Origin of the sequence: Pseudoalteromonas undina (genome assembly GCF_000238275.3) — a bacterium.
Taxonomy (GTDB): domain Bacteria; phylum Pseudomonadota; class Gammaproteobacteria; order Enterobacterales; family Alteromonadaceae; genus Pseudoalteromonas; species Pseudoalteromonas undina.
Map to the genome: position 1 here is coordinate 210285 of NZ_AHCF03000002.1, position 19487 is coordinate 229771.

Consider the following 19487-nt stretch of genomic DNA (forward strand, 5'->3'; position numbering starts at 1 on the left):
TTAAGTAAAAATAAAGGAAAATCATGAGTAAACCAGTAGTATTAAGTGGCATGCAGCCAACCGGTGGTATGACAATAGGCAACTATGTTGGCGCTATTAACCAGTGGGTTAAGCTACAGGAAGAATATGATAGCTACTTTATGCTTGCCGACTTACACGCAATTACTGTACGCCAAGACCCTGAGTTATTACGTGCTCGCGTTTTAGATGGTGTTGCTTTATATACGGCGTGTGGCATTAACCCAGAAAAAGCGGCATTATTTGTTCAATCTCAAGTGCCAGAACATGCACAACTTGGTTGGGTATTAAACTGTTATGCGCAAATGGGTGAGCTTAATCGCATGACCCAGTTTAAAGATAAGTCGGCAACGCATGCAAATAATATTAATGTGGGTTTATTTGCTTATCCAGCTTTGCAAGCAGCTGACATTTTATTATACCAAGCTGATAAAGTACCAGTTGGCGAAGATCAAAAGCAGCACCTAGAGTTAACTCGTGATATTGCGAATCGTTTTAATAATGTATATGGCGACATTTTTACGCTGCCAGAACCTTATATTCCTGAGTTTGGTGCGCGAGTTATGAGCTTGCAAGATCCGCTGAAGAAAATGTCTAAATCTGATGAAAACCCAAATGGTTTTATTATGATGTTAGACGAGCCGAAAAAGATTGAGAAAAAGCTTAAAAAAGCGGTTACCGACTCAGACGAACAAGCACGCATTTATTTTGATCGTAGTGAAAAGCCAGGTGTTTCTAACTTACTTACCTTATTAAGTGTTGCGACTAAGCGTTCAATTGAAGAGCTAGTCCCTGAATACGAAGATAAAATGTATGGTCACTTGAAAAAAGACACCGCAGCAGCTGTTGTCAGCATGATAGAGCCAATTCAGGCTCGCTTTAAAGAAATACGTGAAGACCAAACGTTATTAAATGACATTATGAAAATGGGTGCAGAGAAAGCCAGTGCCCGTGCTGAGAAAACATTAAAAGCAGTTTATGATGCGGTTGGGTTTATTCCACGCCCATAAGCCTGTTTTTTTGCAGATACAAAAATGCCGCTAATTTAGCGGCATTTTTTATATTACGCTGATTAACATTAAAAAGCTAAATATAGACAAAAGTAACAATGCTTGCTTGTCTGTTTTATCCATTACTCGGCCTTAACGGTTGTTTTGAACGTTGGATTGTTAATATCAACTAAAGATACTTGGTAGCCTTTATTTTCAAGTAATGTCAGTAAGCTACCTTCTCCGGCTAGGTGGCCTGCTCCCACGAGAACAAATTCACTTTTATCGTTATTAAACATTTGCTCTACTTTAACTAGCCAGTTATTGTTTCTATCAGTCATTAATTGTTTATAAGTTGCAGGATCATTTTTTTGCATCGTTTCAAGTGCTACTGTGTAGAGCGATTGCGTATCACCTTTACGCCAAGCTGAGAGTAATTTTTTAAACGTCACACCGTAATTATCAAACCCAGCTAAATTATTTTTGATAAAGTCATTTTCGCTACCTTCACCCATAGTCTTAAATAACTCTAACTGAAACGCCATAGTCTCTAAGTATTGTTGTTCCTTATTATCTAATGTCGCTTTTTTAGTAAAGTAAGCGTCAACGCCTTCACCCATTAAATTTTGTTTTTGCAGCTCCATCGACATCAGCACAATACTAACCATTGCAGGACGAAAGTTATCTAATTTAGTTAGGTTTGCACCAAATTCAGCCAGCTTTTTTTCTAATGCTAACTTTACCTCTGGAGTTAGCTTTTGGCTCAATGTTTCATTATTTTCATAAGATAGTGCGCTCAACATTTTCATTTGTGCTTGTGCATCGCTAGGATCAGGTATTGGTGCTTCTAATACAATCGTATCTGCTTGCTTATAGGCGTGGTTAAACTCCACTGGTAGAGGCATCTCTGACTTAGGTAAAATGTGTACTGTGCCGCCAATAAATAATGAGTCATTTCCTTTACTTACTTGCCACACTGAACTTTGTGCTTGTACAGTCGTTGCTAATAAGCAGCCGCTCAATAATACGGTTGCTGAAAGAGCTTTTTTAGTAAATGTATTCATAACACTTCCTTAATGTAATTTTATTTATTATTGATTGGTTAAAATAGTGCTTATATAAGTTGTTAGTGACGACGTTATTTTTGAAAGGTTACTATCAATTTTTGAGTTCATCTTGTTGATGGACGATTCAAAGTCGGTTGCAATTTGGTTCTCTATACTAGTAAATAATGTTTCAGTGTTTACTTCATGCTTGATGAGTGAGTCAGTGTTGGTAGCATAAATTATTTGATTGCTATTGATGACTATTTCACCCGCTGCACATTGATCTGAATTGGTTAGTAGCGTGTTGTTTTTACTTTCTGTAGCGACTGCAGAGGCTGTACTAAATACTGTTGCTAATAAAATTACGGGTAATACTTTTTTAGTTGCGTTATTCATAATGAAACCTTTTTTATGTTTAAAAGTCAGCTTAATTACTATTAAAAAGTCGTGTTTAGTAAGCTGCTTGTTGATGACGTTTTAAAGAATATCGCTAAATTTATCTAGAGTCGCTTATCTAGTTGTGAGTGATTTATTTATAAGGTTTTTATTTTTTTTGTTGTTTTAAATTAGAGAGTTAATCACAAACCTTATCTGTGAATATAAGGTTTTAAATTAACCTAGCTATATTAAAAAGTGTACCTGTGGTAGGGTTGTTGAAAAATAAAAATATGTAAAACTATGAATTATCAAATCGGACCTTGGCAATTTATTAGTAATCGCTGTGTGATTACTTCAAACAATATGGAAAGGGAATTAGACCCACTTTTAGTAAAGCTATTACTGCACTTTATAAATAAGCCTCAACACATTGTTTCTCGACAAGAGCTTATTGAAAGTGTGTGGCAACAGAGCTTTGTTGATGATAATGCGATTAACCGTGCAATCTCAGAGTTAAGAAAGCAGCTTGCCCACCCAACTGAAAAAGCACCGCTTTTAAAAACTCATTACCGTAAAGGTTACAGTCTAACCGTAATACCAGAGCGTTTAACGCAAACAAGCGTTTTTGAAGAGCCTGCAAACTTTTTGCCTGACTCACCGGATTTTTTTGCCAAAAATGAAGAGGTAGTGACTGCAACTACTTCTCAACCGGTTCAAAGAACGAATAGTAAAAAGTTTTTGATCTATTCTTTAGTCGTCATTATTTGTCTGTGCTTTTTAGTATGGTTAGGGTTGTTTTTTATTAATGCACCTTCTAGCGAAAAGATTAAACAGATCACGGTTAATAAGGTAGCAAGCACGTGGAATATAGGTAGTGAAGTTCACCCTGAATTATCCTCAGATAAACAATATTTAGCTTACACCAATATAGAACCTGAAAATGACGTAATGCATGCATTTGTAAAGCGACTATCTGATCAAAGGGAAGTTGAAATTACCTATCCTGGCTTTCAGGTATCTATTTTATCGTGGCAATTAAATCAGCACTCAGTGTTATTACAAGCTACCAATTTAAAACAACAAAAGTGTGAAATGGTACTCGTTGATCTAAGCCAGTTTCCTGTTATAGGGGAGGCTACCTCTATTAAAAAGTGTGACTTTAGATACACAGGTTATGCGCAAGTAGACGAAAGTGGTGAGCATATTTATTACACCGAATATAAAAATGAGCATGATGGTTCAGGCTTATATAAATTTGATTTAGAACTTAAAAAAGAGTTTATAGTGATCCCACCGCCAGGTGTAATGTACGGCGCGATCATGCCGCGTTTATCTCAATCTGGTAATAAAATAGCGTATATACTTAGTCAAAAGGGTAAGCCTTTTTCTGTATTTAGTTACGACTTTGAAACCCACGAAACCAAGCGCTTATTTAAAGCAAAGAAAAGTATAATTAGCTTCGCGTTTGACTGGCTTGCAGACGATAAAGGCATAATAGTATTTGAAGGAACACAGCTTTCAACCATTATATTTGATGAAAAAAGCACTGTTAAAAATACACTAACAGTAACCCCAAATATAACTCCTTATTATATAGCAGTGCACTCTGCCAATAGTCTTTTTTATTCAGAGAATAAAACCCAATCATACTCGCTAATTAAAGTAACAGACCCTTTTGGCGATACACCTAAATATGAAACGCTCTATAAAAGTGATAAAGACGACTACAACATTATTGAAATAGTTAATAAAGAAGGGCCTGCGCATGTTTTTGTATCTGAGCGTTCTGGCAGCAGTCAATTATGGCTCTCTCAAAATGGTTTTACAAAGCAACTCAGCTTTTTTAATTATGATGATGCCCCTTCGACTTTTGCATTAGGAATGCTCAGAGCTTCTCCCAATAAGCAGCGCATAATGTTCATAAAAAATAAAAGCTTTTTATTTTATGACGTAAACACTCAAAAAATTTATCCATTAGAAGAATTTAATAAACATGAAATAGTAAGCTATATTTGGTCAAAAAATAACGAAAGCATTATTTATATTAAGCGCCTTGGTACAAAAAATATATTGGCAGAGTTTAATTTACTAACTCGTGATACTCATGTAATAGAAGGAATAAAAGCGAATAAACTCATTTCAGATAGTAAAGGTAACGGCTACGTAACCAACGATAATCAGTTAATTCGCTTATCCGATAGGCAAAGCTGGGAATTACCTAAAAATGCCAAAAAGTCAGTTGCATATGGGATCAGTAAAGACTATTTCTATTATTCAGATTCTATTTCAAGAATCGCTAGACTAAATTTACAAGATCAAACCATACAAGATACACACGTGGACTTTCGACCTATTGGTTTTGAGGTAAACGAAAGCAATGAAATATTATTTACGGGATCTAAGTATAAAGATATGCAAATAGTACAAATTAGTTGGGGCGAATAGCGCTATTCATTATGCAGAGAGAGCCAGTGCCCGTGCTGAGAAAACATTAAAAGCAGTTTATGATGCGGTTGGGTTTATTCCGCGCTCATAAGCCTGTGTTTTTATCTGCAAAAATGCCGCTAATTTAGCGGCATTTTATTTTAATGTTTCATAGCTGAAATACCGGCAGATTCACAGGCTCTAACTATAAATTGATAGCCATAAGGCATACTTTGATCAGGCGTTATTTCAACAATTTCGTAATCATTGAGCTCAATTGACTTACTCTCTTTTGACTTTTTACAGCGAGAGTAGCTATCTGCTTCATAACTATAGGCAAACATAGCGATTAAGCGTTTACTGCGCTCAAAGTAGCCTTTAGTATCTAAAAACTGCTTAACTGTCTGGGTATTATCGTCTTCGCCTTCTAAGCGAATACCAAATGTTTTTGTCTGAGTTTTGTCATTGTCTGAAGAGGGAAGTTTTTTTTCTATCTGTTCACTTAACTCTTCTATTGCTTGTTCCTGTTCTGCGGGTGACTTATTTGCAATAGACTTACTATTTTCAAAATTATTTACTATGTCGTTTAATACTTTTTCAGGCGGTTTGTCATCAATGAATGCGATTAAACTTACAAACACCACAGTAGCTAAAAAAAAGCGCGTAAATGCAGTGAGAAGCGGCGAATAGCTTTGACTGATAAATTTAATACGATCAGAGCCAAAGGGTTTTATAAGCAGTAAAACGATGATGTAAAATGGCAAAATAAGCTGTAAGCCGAGTAAGGTTGCTAGGGTTATCCCCAGTGTCCAAGGCGGTAAATATAATAAAGTGGCAAAGTTGTGGGTGTAGTTAAAATGATTAGCTGATACTTGCGTTACTTCATTCACTATACCGCTTGCACCTGCTAGAACAAAGTTAGCAATACTGGCATAAAATACCAAAATAAGTGCTTTGCCAGCGAGTGAATTCCAGAGCTGATTAAACTTGGGCCAAAACTCTACGATTAGTGCAACAATGGTGATGCTGGCGCACAACCAGGTTAACTTAAAAATAGCTAAACTTATAAGTGCAAGAAGGTAAAGCTTTTGCGCGGTGTTAAGGTTAAACCATATGCTTTTTATATGACTCAGCAGTTTAATTTGGTGTGGTTGCCAGCTTTTTTGCTGTTGCTTAAACTGTTTATTAGCACGCCATTTTGCAACTTTTAAATACCTTAACACCGGCTTTCCTCAAAGTGTATTACCGCTATTTATTTAATAGCGGTTTTAAGTAGTGCCCAGTATGTGAGCGCTGACATTCCGCCACTTCTTCTGGTGTGCCTGCAATCAGTATTTCACCGCCGCCAGCACCACCTTCAGGGCCTAAATCAACGATCCAATCGGCAGTTTTTATTACATCTAAATTATGCTCAATTACTACAATGGTATTGCCATGATCGCGTAGGCGATGAAGCACCACTAATAACTGTTCAATATCAGCAAAATGAAGTCCCGTGGTTGGCTCATCAAGAATGTACAAGGTTTTTCCAGTATCACGCTTAGAAAGCTCACGTGCTAACTTAATTCGCTGTGCTTCACCACCAGAAAGTGTTGTAGCGGCTTGGCCTAAACGGATATAAGAGAGTCCAACATCCATTAGGGTTTTAAGTTTACGTGCTATAGCCGGTATTTTATCAAAGTAGTCATGGGCATCTTCAACGGTCATGTCGAGCACTTGGTTGATGTTTTTGCCTTTATATTGTACTTCTAAGGTTTCGCGATTATAACGTTTACCCTTACATACATCACACGGTACATATACGTCTGGTAAAAAGTGCATTTCTACTTTGATAACGCCATCACCTTGGCACGCCTCACAACGCCCACCTTTAACATTAAAGCTAAAGCGACCCACTTTGTAACCGCGTGAACGGGCTTCTTGAGTACCCGCAAACAGCTCACGAATACCAGTGAAAATACCAGTATAAGTGGCAGGGTTTGAACGCGGTGTGCGGCCAATAGGACTTTGGTCAATATCAATTACTTTATCAAAGTGCTCAAGTCCTGCAATTGACCCATAAGGAGCTGCTTCTGCAGTAGTTGCGCCGTTGAGTTCTGTGTGAGCAAGTTTAAATAAGGTATCGTTAATGAGCGTTGATTTACCCGAACCAGATACGCCGGTAATACAGGTCATTAAGCCAAAAGGTATTTTTAAATCAACATTTTTTAAGTTATTACCCGTTGCTCCAAACAGTTCTAACCATTTCTCGTTAGTAGCATGGCGCTCTTTAGGTACTTCTATTTTTCGCACGCCCGATAAAAACTGGCCGGTAACCGAGTCTTTGCTTGCTAAAATATCATCGCGTGTACCTTGAGCAATAACATGGCCGCCATGTACGCCAGCACCTGGGCCAATATCAATAATATGATCAGCGGCACGAATGGCGTCTTCATCGTGTTCTACAACAATGACGGTGTTACCCAAATCGCGTAAATGAACTAAAGTCTTTAATAAACGGTCGTTATCACGTTGGTGCAAACCAATTGAAGGTTCATCCAGTACATACATAACACCCACTAACCCAGCACCAATTTGACTCGCTAAGCGAATACGCTGTGCCTCACCGCCTGAAAGTGTGTCGGCGCTGCGCTCAAGTGATAAGTAATTTAGACCTACATTTATTAAGAACGATAGGCGATCGCGAATTTCTTTTAGAATTTTTTCGGCGATTTGGCCTTTTTGCCCAGTTAAATGCAAACCTTCAAAAAAGCTCATCGCCTCACCAATACTCATATGCGTAATGGTTGGCAAGTTAGTTTGACCAATAAATACATTGCGTGCTTCTTGGCGCAAACGTGAGCCTTTACAACTAGGGCAGGCTTGGCTGGTTTGATATTTGGCTAGTTCTTCACGCACTGAGTTTGACTCAGTTTCACGGTAGCGGCGGTTCATATTGTTTAACACGCCTTCAAATACATGATTACGTGTAATTAAATCACCGCGGTCATTACGATAATTAAATGCAATTTTAGTATCACCAGAGCCATCTAAAATAATTTTTTTATGTTCTTTTGCAAGCTCTTGATAAGGAACATCTAAATCAAAATCGTAATGCTGTGCAACTGCTTGCAACATTTGATAATAGTAAAAGCTGCGTTTATCCCAGCCTTTAATTGCACCGCCAGCTAAACTTATTTCAGGGTTATGAACCACGCGATTAGGGTCAAAGTATTGTCTTACGCCTAAACCATCACAGCTTTGACAAGCTCCTGCAGGGTTATTGAACGAAAATAAACGCGGTTCAAGTTCGGTCATCGCATAGCCACAGGTTGGGCAAGCAAAATTTGCTGAAAACAGCATTTCTTCAGCACTGCTATCGTCCATAAAAGCAATGTTGGCAACGCCGCCTGACATTTCTAGTGCCGTTTCGAATGATTCCGCAAGACGTTGTTGCTGGCCGTCTTTGACTTTAAAGCGATCCACCACGACTTCAATAGTATGCTTTTTATGTAAATCTAGCGGTGGTGGATCGGATAAGTCGCATACTTCACCATCTATACGAGCGCGAATGTAACCTTGACTGGCAAGCTGTTCTAATAGTTTTACATGCTCACCTTTACGGTCTTTAACAACAGGAGCAAGTAGCATTAACTTAGTGCCTTCAGGCAGCGCTAATGCGGTATCGACCATTTGACTAATTGTTTGCGCTGCTAAAGGAAGATCATGAGTTGGACAGCGAGGTTCGCCAACCCGTGCAAACATTAAACGCAGGTAATCGTAGATTTCAGTAATGGTTCCCACGGTTGAACGGGGATTATGCGAGGTTGATTTTTGTTCAATGGAAATAGCAGGGGAAAGGCCTTCAATATGATCTACGTCAGGTTTTTCCATTAATGACAAAAACTGCCTTGCATAAGCAGAGAGTGATTCAACATACCGGCGTTGCCCTTCTGCATATAGCGTATCAAATGCAAGTGATGACTTTCCTGAACCAGATAAGCCAGTGATAACAATTAGTTTATCACGTGGGATGGTTAGGCTGATGTCTTTTAAATTGTGCGTGCGGGCGCCTCGGACTTCAATGTTTTCCATGCTATCTCGTTTATTGCCAAAATTATTTGTTCAGTATCGCATAATACGCTGCAATATTAATCCTTGATCATTGAAAAAATCCTTAGTTATAGACGATTAATTATTGCCAAGCTTGTGATAGAATCCTTGCCTAATTTTTTCACACAGTAAGATCACGCAAATAATGACCGCATCTTCACTTAATTCACGAGAGAAACGCGCCGCCGTATCGTTAGCGAGTGTGTTTGCATTTAGAATGCTTGGCTTGTTTATGCTGATGCCTGTTTTAGCTATTTATGGTCAATCGCTTGAAGGCTTTTCACCTATATGGATAGGTTTTGCAATTGGTGCGTATGGTTTAACGCAGGCCGTATTACAAATCCCAATGGGAAGACTATCCGATAAAATTGGCCGTAAAAAAGTGATTGTAGGTGGTTTACTTGTATTTGCTTTAGGCTCAGTGATTGCTGCTTTGGCCGAGTCTATACAAATGGTGACGGTAGGACGTGCCTTACAAGGTATGGGTGCTATCGCCAGCGCACTTTTAGCGTTTGCATCAGACTTAAGCCGTGACGAACAACGACCAAAAGTCATGGCAGTGATTGGCATGAGCATCGGTATGAGCTTCGCCTTCGCTATGCTACTTGGGCCAATTGTGGCAGCTTCATGGGGTATAGCCGGAGTGTTTTGGTTAACTGCTATACTGGCTGTATTAGGAATTTTTATTGTCACTATGCTGGTGCCTAGTGCAATAAATAAAGCCCCTAAAGGCGATACACTTGCCAGCTTTAGTGACATTAAAAAGCTAATTAAACATCCGCAGCTTGCGCGTCTAAATGCAGGTGTATTATTGCTGCATTTAACATTGACGACTATTTTTGTAGTATTGCCAAGTCAACTAATTAAAGATGGACTTGTGGCTGAAAACCATTGGCAGCTTTATATCCCGGTTTTATTTTTAGCGTTTTTTTTGATGGTGCCGGTAATGATAGTGGCAATTAAAAAAGAGAAAGAAAAACAAGCCTTTATTAGTTCAGTGATGGTCTTAATAGTCAGTATGTTAAGTATGTCGATATGGGCCAATAGCGTTGTTGGCATTGCGGTTTGTATGCTGTTATATTTTGTTGCTTTTAACTTTTTAGAAGCCACTATGCCGGCTCTTGTGTCTCGTATTGCGCCTGCAAGCCAAAAGGGCTCCGCTATGGGTGGGTATTCATCTAGCCAGTTCTTAGGTGCTTTTTTAGGCGGTATGTTGGGTGGGTATGTAGCACAAACCACCAGTACGCAAGCTGTGTTTGCGGCGGCGGCACTTGTTGGGGTAATATGGCTTATTATTGCGTGGAAAATGCAAGTCCCACCGAAAAGCAAAGTTATTAGTTTAATGACCCAATTAGATTCTGAAGAGCAGGCACAAACACTAGCTTCTCAGTTAGTTGCTTTACCCGGCGTAATAGAAGCAACCGTAGTTCGCGATGAAAGTCGAAGCTACTTAAAGATTAATGATAAAGAATTTGACCTAGACCAAGCCCGAAGAGTGGCTGGTTTAATCTAACGTTTATAGGAGATGGTTCCATGGCACGCGGTGTGAACAAAGTAATTTTGGTTGGTAATTTAGGGCAAGATCCTGAAGTTCGTTACATGCCTAATGGTAATGGTGTAGCAAATATTACCTTAGCAACTTCAGACAGCTATAAAGATAAAAACACTGGCCAAATGGTTGATAAAACTGAGTGGCACCGTGTGGTATTTTTTGGCAAATTAGCTGAAATTGTAGGCGAATACTGCCGCAAGGGTTCACAAATTTACGTAGAAGGTAAGCTTCAAACTCGTAAATGGACTGACCAACAGGGCCAAGAAAAATACACCACAGAAATTGTTGTTGATGGTTTTACAGGTCAAATGCAAATGTTAGGTGCACGCGGTGGCGACCAACAAAGCGGTGGCTATCAAGGTAACCAAGGTGGTCAACAAAGTGGCGCTTATCAAGGTAACCAAGGCGGACAGCAAAGCGGTAGCTATGGTCAAAATAACCAAGGCCAGAATAGTCAGCAAGGCAGTTATGCTCCACAGCAACAATCTGCACCTGCCCAGCAGCCGGCTCCACAACAAAATAACCAGTACCAACCACAGCAACAAGGTGGCTTTGCACCTCAGCAAAATAATGCACCACAACAGCAAGGCGGGTTTGCTCCTAAGCCGCAAAATGCACCGCAAGGTGGCGCATCAAACCCTATGGAACCAACAATCGACTTTGATGACGATATTCCGTTCTAACTTCCAACTTTTTAGTTTAAAAAGTTTTAAAAAAAAGCCCTGAGTAATCAGGGCTTTTTTATTGAGGCTAGTTACCATACCTTTCGCTTATCTTTATATGAGTGAATAACTCTCATTAGAAATTTATACATTGTTTTAAGGTTTACAAAGCATAGCAACGTCAATCTGTTTAATTTGTAACAAACCTCCCACCTGTGCCAATAAGGTGCAGCGATTACTTATGACTAAATATAATGTTTATAAACATTAAGTATTAATAATAAAACAGCTACTAAACTTTTACGGTTGGCTTGTGCAATTGCAAATAGTAGACAACACTTTAATAACTTATTTAATGAGCGGGTAAGTTATGAAAGCCAGTCAGTCTCAGTTTACCAATTACGCTAGTGCCTTATTTTACGCTCTGTGTTTTATGCTATTTGTTATTTTTAATAGTGGTTTAAATTTAGTTTTACAATATCAAAATAAGCAAACAGGTATAGAACTCGCTAAGCAATTACAGCAGCCACTAGTGAATAAGCAACAACTTTTAACAAATACACCTTTTACCCTAGCTCCAGATAAAGTTTCTGTTTATGTTAAGCAGCAAAAGCAATACTTCAGCTCTAATTCAAAAGGGGTTTTGTTATATTCATGGCCTCTTTGGTATGCCTACAGTGACCTATTTATAATAATGAATGTGTTTATTTTGGTCATAATTTTTGCTGTTAGGCGCGCTATATTACTCAAAACGAGAGTAAATAACTCAATGGTATTAAAGCGTAACCAAAGCGATGGCTATAAAAAAGTGTGTTATACGCCTAAAACAATGCCTTCACTATCGGTATTAAAGACAGCAGCCAAGGAGCAGAAAACAATTGGCTATAATATATTTGCACTCATTCAATGCGAATGTCATTTTGATATAAATACGGACTTACAAGCGACTCTTAAAGTATTACTAGCAAAAGATTTTACCAATACGGATGTAATATCCGTTAAGTTATTAACAGCGGGTAATTTTGCTTTTACTCTCAAAGGGGTTAGTGCGATTGAGAAAGCAAATTGTGCTAAACATTTACATCAATGCATGCTCAACGCAGCCTATATTTTAGCCCCTAGAGTGGCTGACGAGAGTATAAAGTTAGGTGTGTGTACTTACTACTCGAATGCTGATCAGGTGATGGTGTATCAGCTTGCCAGATCGTCACTCACACTATCAATGCAAAGTAGAGTGAAGCATTATCATCAATTGGCACTCAATTGCAGTCACCTTAAGGTAGCTGATGAAAACTTGGTCAAGCAGGGAATTGAAAAGCAAAAATTAGCGATTTTATTTCAACCTGTATACGAGTTGGATAGTGGCATTATTATTAAACATCATGTTTTAATTAAAAGTAGCGATAAGACAAATAAACAACTATTTAATCAAGATTATATAAGTCAGTTTTACAATGAGGATGAGGCGCTATTACTAGACCAAGCAGTTGTTATGCAAGTTAAAAAACTGCTGTTAATAGAAAAGTCACCGTCTGTTATTAGTATTAAATTGCATCCTAAAAGTTGGTTTAATAGTGAGTTTTGGGGTTGGCTAAGTAAACATATGAGTGAATTGAAAAGCGTGCATACGTTACAGTTTTTGATAAATGAGGCTGATTTCTTAAATAACCAAGATCGATTGCAGGCTGCTTTTTCGGCCATAACAGCGCTCAACTTTAATATCGTTATAGATGAGGTCAGAAGTAGTAAAAGTATATTTAACTTCACCCATAATAAGCAAATAGTGGGGCTTAATTTGGCCTATGAACTTGTTCATGGAATAGATCATAATTATTTCCAGCAAAAATCTGTCAGGGGAATTGTGCATATTGGCAAATTATTGAGTCTGCCAGTGGTGGCCTCAAGTGTAGAAACGTATCAGGAACTGCAATTTTTAAAAGCGATAGGTGTTAGTACTGCACAAGGGGGGTATTTTTCTGGATTATTACCCGACTTCACTCAAGTTGCATTTCATTAGCTAATTAAACAAGTCCACGATATTTTAGCCCGTCTAAACCTTGCAGCCCACCTGTATGAATTGCAATAATTTTGCTGCCAGAGGGAAAGTAGTCGTTGTTAATGAGCTGCCAAAGTGCATACATCATTTTACCGCTGTAAATAGGCTCTAGTGGTAACTGATATTGTTGCAACATATACTGGCAAAACTGCCACAGTTCAGAGGTAAAACGACCATAACCGCCATCATGAAACTGTGTAAGTAATTGCCAATTATTTTGTGATTTAGCTCTAGGGCTAAGGGCTCGTATTTCGTCTCTCAGGTAGTCGGCTTGTTTTAAAACGGCAATACCTAGTAGGGTGCTTTTATTTGAGCTGCCCTCTATTAAGCCCGCCAAGGTTCCACCACTGCCAGTAGGACAGATTAAGTAGTCGTGCTCTGGTAAACTTTGGGCAAGTTCTTTACACCCCTCTAAAGCAAATTCGTTAGTGCCTCCTTCAGGCAAAATATACGCATTGGGAAATCGAGCCTGTAATGCCGATAAGTATGCTTTATCATTTCGTTGTCGGTATTCTAATCGATTAACTGCATGTAATTGCATGCCACATTGCTTTGCAAATTTTAACGTTGGATTATTGAGGTCAAGATCAGGTCCGCGCACAATTGCGTGAGTTACTAGGTTAAATTCTTTTCCTGCGGCTGCACACGCGTGAATATGATTCGAAAAAGCGCCACCAAAGGTCAGTAACTCTGTTTTGCCTTGTTGTTGCATGCGAGCTAAATTGTATTTGAGCTTACGCCATTTATTACCACTAATAACAGGGTGCAATAAATCATCACGCTTAATGTTTAACGTAATGTTTTTTTCTGCTAGCAATTTGTTACTAATTGGTTGTAAATAACTATGTTCATTAATATTGAATGGTATTGGCATTATCACTCTTTTTTATTAGTTACACGGTGAATGTGCTGCGGAATAACGTTATTTTGACTCAAATTTTATTACTTAAGCAAACTAAAAAATATGAATACGCCGCTAAATTGGTATCTTTTGGGCGTAAATGGCAGATAAATATCGATGTTGTTAAATAAATTAGCTATTTAGTACAAATGAAACGGTTATTTACTGGCATGAAACGGGATAATAGTTGTAAACTGAGATAATAAATGAACAAAGCTTGTGTTTTGTGCTTCAAGTACATAGCATAAGGTTTTATTATAAAAAATAATAATAACCAAATAATTGCCGCTTTTTTGGGACTGGAATATATGCGAATTGCTCCTTTATCTCTGTTAATTTCTGCTAGCTTTTTTGCCAGCACAGTATTTGCACAAGATACAACTACTGTAAACAGAATTGAATCAGAGATTAATACGAAACAAACAGAATACACTCGTTCAACAACGATGCTCGATAAATATTTACAAGAAGAAAATCAGCTTCAAACCCAACTTGAACTGCTAAGAGCGCGTTCAACACAACTTGATAAAGAAAAAAATCAAGCGTTAGATGCGATGAATGATATGTACCGACGCTTAATTGATAACCCGTCGCTTGATATCACTTCTGCACAATCGCGTTATCAAAAAGCCGTTGTTGATCAAGAACAAAATAAAAATGATATTTCTATGCAATTGGCGGCAATTGCATCCCATCTAAAAGATATTGAGCAAATTCGCGCTGATAAACATGCACTTCAGAACACCATCGAAAGTTTAAAAGTGCAATACACTACTGCGCGTGTAGAGCGACTGCGCAATGAGTTTACCCGCGAGGGAACACTCGAGGTCGATCATACCCTTAATTGTAAGCGTACTGAAACACTCGCTGCATGTGAACAACGCGGCCAGCAGATGGGGCTGAAAAAAGCCACTAATCGCTTTTTAGATCAAATTTTTGAAAACCTTACAGAAAAACGTCTTGTTGAACCTAAGCGAGACATGTCAGGGGCACAAGTACAGATTTTAAGTAGTCACGTCATTAAGAGCGCATTTAGCGGCCAAGGTGATTACAACGTCAATTTAAGCGTTACTATGCGTGGAGATGTAAACAGTAGTCGTTTATGTCACTTATTAAGTGTAAATAATAGTTTTTGTTCAGAGTATGGTACCCCGCTGACAAATACTTATCAGCCAGCTTATAGCACTACTTTTTCTGATAGTCAGTTAACATTCAGCGATAATACGGATAATAAAGCGGTCGCTAAAATAGTTAATAAAAAGCCTAAAGTGGTCGCTGAACAAAAGAAAGATCAGTTAATTCAGTTAACTTTGCGTTCTAACGTACATGGTGATGAAGTTTTTATTAACGACATTAGTGTAGGTTCAACTCGCTTAGTAACAAGATTACCGCGTGGTTTGCATAAATTAGAAATACGCAAAGAGGGCTACATCCCTTATAAAGCACGTATTGACTTAAAAAAGACACGCACGCTTTTTGCTAAGTTAGAAAAAAAGTCAGAGTCGATTGCTGCACCGACTAAAAAGCGAGAGCAAATAATACAAGCAGATTGTCCTAAGGGAATGGAAGTTGATACGCAGCCACCAACAGTGGATTCGTCAGCCGTAATAATCCCTGTTGGCACATTTAAAATGGGCGATATTAACGGCAATGGACTGGAAAACGAGCGTCCTGTTGTTGAAAAAACGATTAGTGAATCTTTTGTCATGCAAAGTAAAGAAGTCACTGTTGGCGCATTTGAGAAGTTTGTAAACGAGACACAATACAAGACTGAAGCTGAAAAAGGCAAAGGCTGTGCTTATTATCTAAATGGAGAACCCGTTTGGGAAGCGAGCTTAAATTGGCGAGCTCCAGGGTTTGAGCAAACAAATGATTTTCCAGCTGTGTGTTTGACAAAAAATGATGCTACGGCTTACGCAGAATGGTTTTCTGATAAAACAGCACAAGTGTATCGTCTGCCAACTGAGGTTGAGTGGGAATATGCTGCGCGTGCAGGTACAGATACTGAGTACCCTTGGGGTAACGAAATTGGTAAAAACTTAGCAAACTGTGGTTGGTGTGGTAGCGAATGGTCAAACAAACGCACCGCTCCGGTAGGGTCTTTTTCTGCAAATGCATTTGGCTTATACGATACAGTGGGCAATGTATGGGAATGGACTAGTAGCACAGAGAATAAAAAAAATGCTGTGGTTCGTGGCGGCGCATGGAACTTTGCTCCTAGCCTCGCTCGTGCCTCAACGCGTTTAATCCTAGCGCCAGATTTTAGAGCTAATTACATTGGCTTTCGCTTAATGAGCGAACAATAATATTTAATGAGGAAGCACACGCTTCCTCTTTTTAATGATTACAAAGACGGCTGCGCTTTATATTGCTCATTACATTGAGAATGTTAAAGTAAGCGCAACTAAAATAAGAACGAATTTCAAAGGTCATCCAGCCTCATGTTTAAAAAACTCCGTGGTATTTTTTCAAACGATCTATCGATCGATTTAGGTACAGCCAACACACTAATTTATGTAAAAGAAGAAGGGATTGTATTAAACGAACCTTCAGTTGTTGCTATTCGTCAAGAGCGTGCTGGTGGGCCTAAAAGTGTTGCATCTGTAGGTACAGAAGCTAAGCAAATGTTGGGGCGTACACCTGGTAATATTAAAGCTATTCGTCCGATGAAAGATGGCGTGATTGCTGATTTTTATGTGACCGAAAAAATGCTACAGCACTTTATTAAGCAAGTGCACAATAATAATTTTATGCGACCAAGTCCACGCGTACTTATTTGTGTACCTTGTGGCGCTACACAGGTTGAAAAGCGTGCCATTCGCGAATCAGCGATGGGGGCAGGTGCTCGTGAAGTTTACTTAATTGAAGAGCCTATGGCTGCTGCAATTGGTGCTGGCTTACCGGTATCTGAAGCAACGGGTTCTATGGTGGTTGATATTGGTGGCGGTACAACCGAAGTGGCTATAATTTCACTCAATGGTGTTGTTTATTCGTCATCTGTACGTATTGGTGGCGATAAGTTTGATGAAGCCATTATTAATTATGTACGTCGTAACTTTGGTAGCTTAATTGGTGAAGCCACTGCTGAGAATATTAAACACCAAATTGGTTCTGCATTTAAAACAGACGACCCAGTAGAAATAGAAGTGCGTGGTCGTAACCTTGCAGAAGGCGTTCCTCGTTCGTTCACACTTAACTCGCATGAAATTTTAGAAGCATTACAAGAGCCGCTAATGGGTATTGTAAGCGCTGTCATGGTTGCACTTGAGCAATCACCTCCTGAACTGGCATCTGATATTTCAGCACATGGCATGGTGTTAACTGGCGGTGGCGCATTACTAAAAGATTTAGATCGCCTACTCATGGAAGAAACTGGCATTCCAGTAGTTGTTGCTGATGATCCACTTACATGTGTTGCTCGTGGCGGCGGTAAAGCGCTTGAGATGATTGATGTGCACGGTGGTGACGTTTTTAGTTACGATTAATGAAATCAATGTTTGAAAAAACAATCTCTTTGCAACTGCGACTTTTTGTCGCAGTGCTTTTGAGTATCGTATTGATCCTTGGAGATAGATACACTAAGGGCGGTGAGAATATTCGCACCAGTTTGAATACCTTAGTTAGTCCGCTCATTTATGTTGCCAATCTACCTTACGAAGTATTTAGCTTTAGCGCTAAGAGCTTGCACACCCGCGAACAGTTACAAACTGAAAATGAAGCCCTGAAAAAAAAGCAAATATTGCAGAGCGAGCAAATTCAGCAATATGAATTCTTAGCAAAAGAAAATCAAAAATTACGAGCCTTAATGGGCTCGTCCTCAAAACACACCAATCGTAAAATTATTGCTCAAGTACTTTCTGTTCACTCAAATCCTTATAGCCACCAAGTGGTGATAAATCGAGGAACCACCGATGGTTTAAGTGAAAGCCAAGCAGTGATTGATGATATGGGACTTGTGGGGCAGTTGACTAAAGTGGGCTCAACCACTTCAAGAGTATTATTAATTACCGATACCACCCATGCTACGCCTGTACGTATTTTACGTAATGACGTGCGAACAGTGGTTGAAGGTATTGGTAAAATTAACGTACTGAAACTGTCGCATGTGCCGCATAGTTTAGATGTACGTATTGGCGATGTGCTGGTTACCTCTGGCCTTGGTGGTACGTTTCCTGAGGGCTATCCGGTTGCGGTGATTACCGAAATAACCCGTGATGAAGGACAACCTTTTGCGCAAGTATTTGCTGAACCTATAGCTCAATTAGACCGAATTCGATTATTAGTCGTGTTATGGCTAAATCAGCAGGAGTTGATGGGAGATGATTAATCGCCATATGCTATTAATTGCGTTAAGTATTTTCTTTGCATTGGTAATGGCTTTGATGCCGTTACCCTTTTCACTTGAACCATTTCGCCCTGACTGGGTGCTGCTGGTACTTATGTACTGGTCTTTGGCTTTACCGCATCGCTTAAACATAGGTACGGCTTGGGTTGTTGGATTAGTGATTGATTTAGCGACGGGTTCTTCTTTAGGTGTAAACTCATTAACCTACTCGGTGTGTATTTTTGTTACGGCAAGTAACTTTCAAAAAATTCGCAATTTTTCATTGTGGCAACAAAGCCTTTTAATTGGCTTATTTTTAACGCTTTATCATTTAATGCAGTTTTGGTTAAATCATTTTTTACTTGGCGTTTATTTTAGCCCACATTACTTATGGCCTGTATTAACAGGTATGTTGAGTTGGATATGGGTATTTTTATTACTTAGAAAATACCGTAGACACTTTAGGATCAGATAATGACTTGCGCAGTATATTTAGCCTCCGCGTCTCCCCGCCGTAAAGAGCTTTTAACCCAGTTGGGTATCGAGTTTTCACAATTTAGTGTTGATGCCGATGAAAGCCAGCTTGCTAACGAACTCCCATATGATTATGTCGAACGTTTAGCGCGTTTAAAGGCACAAATGGGCGTAGAACAAGGATATACCGATCGGCCTGTTCTAGGTAGTGATACCGTGGTAGTGATGGATAATCAATCATTATGCAAGCCACGAGATAAAGACGACTTTACTCACACCTTAAAACGTTTGTCAGGAAATACTCACCAAGTGTTAACTGCTATCGCTTTTGCCACACCAGAAAAAGTAATGAGTTGTGTTGTCAGTACTGATGTTACTTTTAAAATACTCAATGATGAAGAAATAGACGCTTACTGGCAAACGGGCGAGCCTCAAGATAAAGCCGGTGGTTATGGTATCCAAGGGTTAGGTGGACGCTTTGTAACGCATATTTCGGGTAGCTATTTTGCCGTTGTAGGCTTACCTTTATATGAGACAGAACAATTATTACATACATTCTTAAGAGGGTAGC

The 19487-nt window shown here is 39.0% G+C and carries 15 protein-coding genes; 10 read left to right on the forward strand and 5 right to left on the reverse strand.

The annotated features are described in order from the left end of the window. Positions 1–23: 23 nt before the first annotated feature. Entirely contained in the window at positions 24–1028 is a 1005-nt protein-coding gene (trpS, locus tag PUND_RS01560; RefSeq protein ID WP_010390450.1) for a tryptophan--tRNA ligase, read from the forward strand. Between the two features lie 122 nt (positions 1029–1150). Here trpS and PUND_RS01565 read toward each other — a convergent pair whose 3' ends face one another. After that, positions 1151–2071, reverse strand: coding sequence for a TraB/GumN family protein (locus PUND_RS01565; RefSeq protein WP_010390452.1), 921 nt, complete (start codon positions 2069–2071; stop codon positions 1151–1153). Between the two features lie 27 nt (positions 2072–2098). Next, the gene (locus PUND_RS01570) at positions 2099–2449 is read right to left on the reverse strand and encodes a hypothetical protein (RefSeq protein WP_010390454.1); all 351 of its coding nucleotides are present in this window, start codon (positions 2447–2449) and stop codon (positions 2099–2101) included. Positions 2450–2731: 282 nt separating this feature from the next. Here PUND_RS01570 and PUND_RS01575 point away from each other — a divergent pair, with 282 nt between their 5' ends. Further along, a complete protein-coding gene (locus tag PUND_RS01575) occupies positions 2732–4876 on the forward strand; it encodes a transcriptional regulator (RefSeq protein WP_010390455.1) in 2145 nt (714 codons plus the stop codon). A gap of 140 nt (positions 4877–5016) precedes the next feature. Here the strand turns inward: PUND_RS01575 and PUND_RS01580 are convergent, their stop codons facing one another. Next, positions 5017–6078 (reverse strand): hypothetical protein, encoded by a 1062-nt coding sequence (locus PUND_RS01580; protein WP_010390456.1) that lies wholly within the window; start codon positions 6076–6078, stop codon positions 5017–5019. 25 nt (positions 6079–6103) lie between these two features. After that, complete coding sequence (gene uvrA, locus PUND_RS01585) at positions 6104–8929, reverse strand: excinuclease ABC subunit UvrA (RefSeq protein ID WP_010390457.1); 2826 nt, start codon at positions 8927–8929, stop codon at positions 6104–6106. 163 nt (positions 8930–9092) lie between these two features. Here uvrA and PUND_RS01590 point away from each other — a divergent pair, with 163 nt between their 5' ends. The 3 genes from PUND_RS01590 (at position 9093) to PUND_RS01600 (ending at position 13178) form a co-directional block, all read left to right on the forward strand. Continuing rightward, positions 9093–10460, forward strand: coding sequence for an MFS transporter (locus PUND_RS01590; RefSeq protein ID WP_010390458.1), 1368 nt, complete (start codon positions 9093–9095; stop codon positions 10458–10460). A gap of 20 nt (positions 10461–10480) precedes the next feature. Further along, entirely contained in the window at positions 10481–11182 is a 702-nt protein-coding gene (gene ssb, locus PUND_RS01595; RefSeq protein ID WP_010390461.1) for a single-stranded DNA-binding protein, read from the forward strand. A 349-nt stretch (positions 11183–11531) separates the two neighbouring features. Further along, on the forward strand, positions 11532–13178 hold the full coding sequence (locus tag PUND_RS01600) for an EAL domain-containing protein (protein WP_010390463.1): 1647 nt from the start codon (positions 11532–11534) through the stop codon (positions 13176–13178). Positions 13179–13182: 4 nt separating this feature from the next. Here the strand turns inward: PUND_RS01600 and PUND_RS01605 are convergent, their stop codons facing one another. Beyond that, positions 13183–14091: a 1-aminocyclopropane-1-carboxylate deaminase/D-cysteine desulfhydrase gene (locus PUND_RS01605; protein WP_010390464.1), complete on the reverse strand. Its 909-nt coding sequence runs from the start codon at positions 14089–14091 to the stop codon at positions 13183–13185. A 335-nt stretch (positions 14092–14426) separates the two neighbouring features. Between PUND_RS01605 and PUND_RS01610 the strand changes: the two genes are divergently transcribed. From PUND_RS01610 to PUND_RS01630, 5 genes are all read left to right on the forward strand, one after another. Then, entirely contained in the window at positions 14427–16424 is a 1998-nt protein-coding gene (locus PUND_RS01610) for an SUMF1/EgtB/PvdO family nonheme iron enzyme (protein WP_010390465.1), read from the forward strand. A 135-nt stretch (positions 16425–16559) separates the two neighbouring features. Then, positions 16560–17603: a rod shape-determining protein gene (locus PUND_RS01615; protein WP_008113726.1), complete on the forward strand. Its 1044-nt coding sequence runs from the start codon at positions 16560–16562 to the stop codon at positions 17601–17603. Beyond that, positions 17603–18445 (forward strand): rod shape-determining protein MreC, encoded by an 843-nt coding sequence (gene mreC, locus PUND_RS01620; RefSeq protein ID WP_010390466.1) that lies wholly within the window; start codon positions 17603–17605, stop codon positions 18443–18445. The genes PUND_RS01615 and mreC overlap by 1 nt, the downstream gene beginning before the upstream one ends. Beyond that, the gene (mreD, locus tag PUND_RS01625; RefSeq protein ID WP_010390467.1) at positions 18438–18917 is read left to right on the forward strand and encodes a rod shape-determining protein MreD; all 480 of its coding nucleotides are present in this window, start codon (positions 18438–18440) and stop codon (positions 18915–18917) included. The genes mreC and mreD overlap by 8 nt, the downstream gene beginning before the upstream one ends. Then, on the forward strand, positions 18917–19486 hold the full coding sequence (locus PUND_RS01630; RefSeq protein WP_010390468.1) for a Maf family protein: 570 nt from the start codon (positions 18917–18919) through the stop codon (positions 19484–19486). The genes mreD and PUND_RS01630 overlap by 1 nt, the downstream gene beginning before the upstream one ends. Position 19487: the final 1 nt, after the last annotated feature.

Excerpts from the sequence above, each read along its gene's own strand:
- PUND_RS01630 (WP_010390468.1), top strand. The coding sequence starts at position 18,917 with ATGACTTGCGCAGTATATTTAGCCTCCGCGTCTCCCCGCCGTAAAGAG.
- ssb (WP_010390461.1), top strand. The coding sequence starts at position 10,481 with ATGGCACGCGGTGTGAACAAAGTAATTTTGGTTGGTAATTTAGGGCAA.
- PUND_RS01565 (WP_010390452.1), bottom strand. The coding sequence starts at position 2,071 with ATGAATACATTTACTAAAAAAGCTCTTTCAGCAACCGTATTATTGAGC.
- PUND_RS01575 (WP_010390455.1), top strand. The coding sequence starts at position 2,732 with ATGAATTATCAAATCGGACCTTGGCAATTTATTAGTAATCGCTGTGTG.
- PUND_RS01605 (WP_010390464.1), bottom strand. The coding sequence starts at position 14,091 with ATGCCAATACCATTCAATATTAATGAACATAGTTATTTACAACCAATT.
- mreC (WP_010390466.1), top strand. The coding sequence starts at position 17,603 with ATGAAATCAATGTTTGAAAAAACAATCTCTTTGCAACTGCGACTTTTT.
- mreD (WP_010390467.1), top strand. The coding sequence starts at position 18,438 with ATGATTAATCGCCATATGCTATTAATTGCGTTAAGTATTTTCTTTGCA.
- PUND_RS01610 (WP_010390465.1), top strand. The coding sequence starts at position 14,427 with ATGCGAATTGCTCCTTTATCTCTGTTAATTTCTGCTAGCTTTTTTGCC.
- trpS (WP_010390450.1), top strand. The coding sequence starts at position 24 with ATGAGTAAACCAGTAGTATTAAGTGGCATGCAGCCAACCGGTGGTATG.
- PUND_RS01570 (WP_010390454.1), bottom strand. The coding sequence starts at position 2,449 with ATGAATAACGCAACTAAAAAAGTATTACCCGTAATTTTATTAGCAACA.
- uvrA (WP_010390457.1), bottom strand. The coding sequence starts at position 8,929 with ATGGAAAACATTGAAGTCCGAGGCGCCCGCACGCACAATTTAAAAGAC.
- PUND_RS01600 (WP_010390463.1), top strand. The coding sequence starts at position 11,532 with ATGAAAGCCAGTCAGTCTCAGTTTACCAATTACGCTAGTGCCTTATTT.
- PUND_RS01615 (WP_008113726.1), top strand. The coding sequence starts at position 16,560 with ATGTTTAAAAAACTCCGTGGTATTTTTTCAAACGATCTATCGATCGAT.
- PUND_RS01590 (WP_010390458.1), top strand. The coding sequence starts at position 9,093 with ATGACCGCATCTTCACTTAATTCACGAGAGAAACGCGCCGCCGTATCG.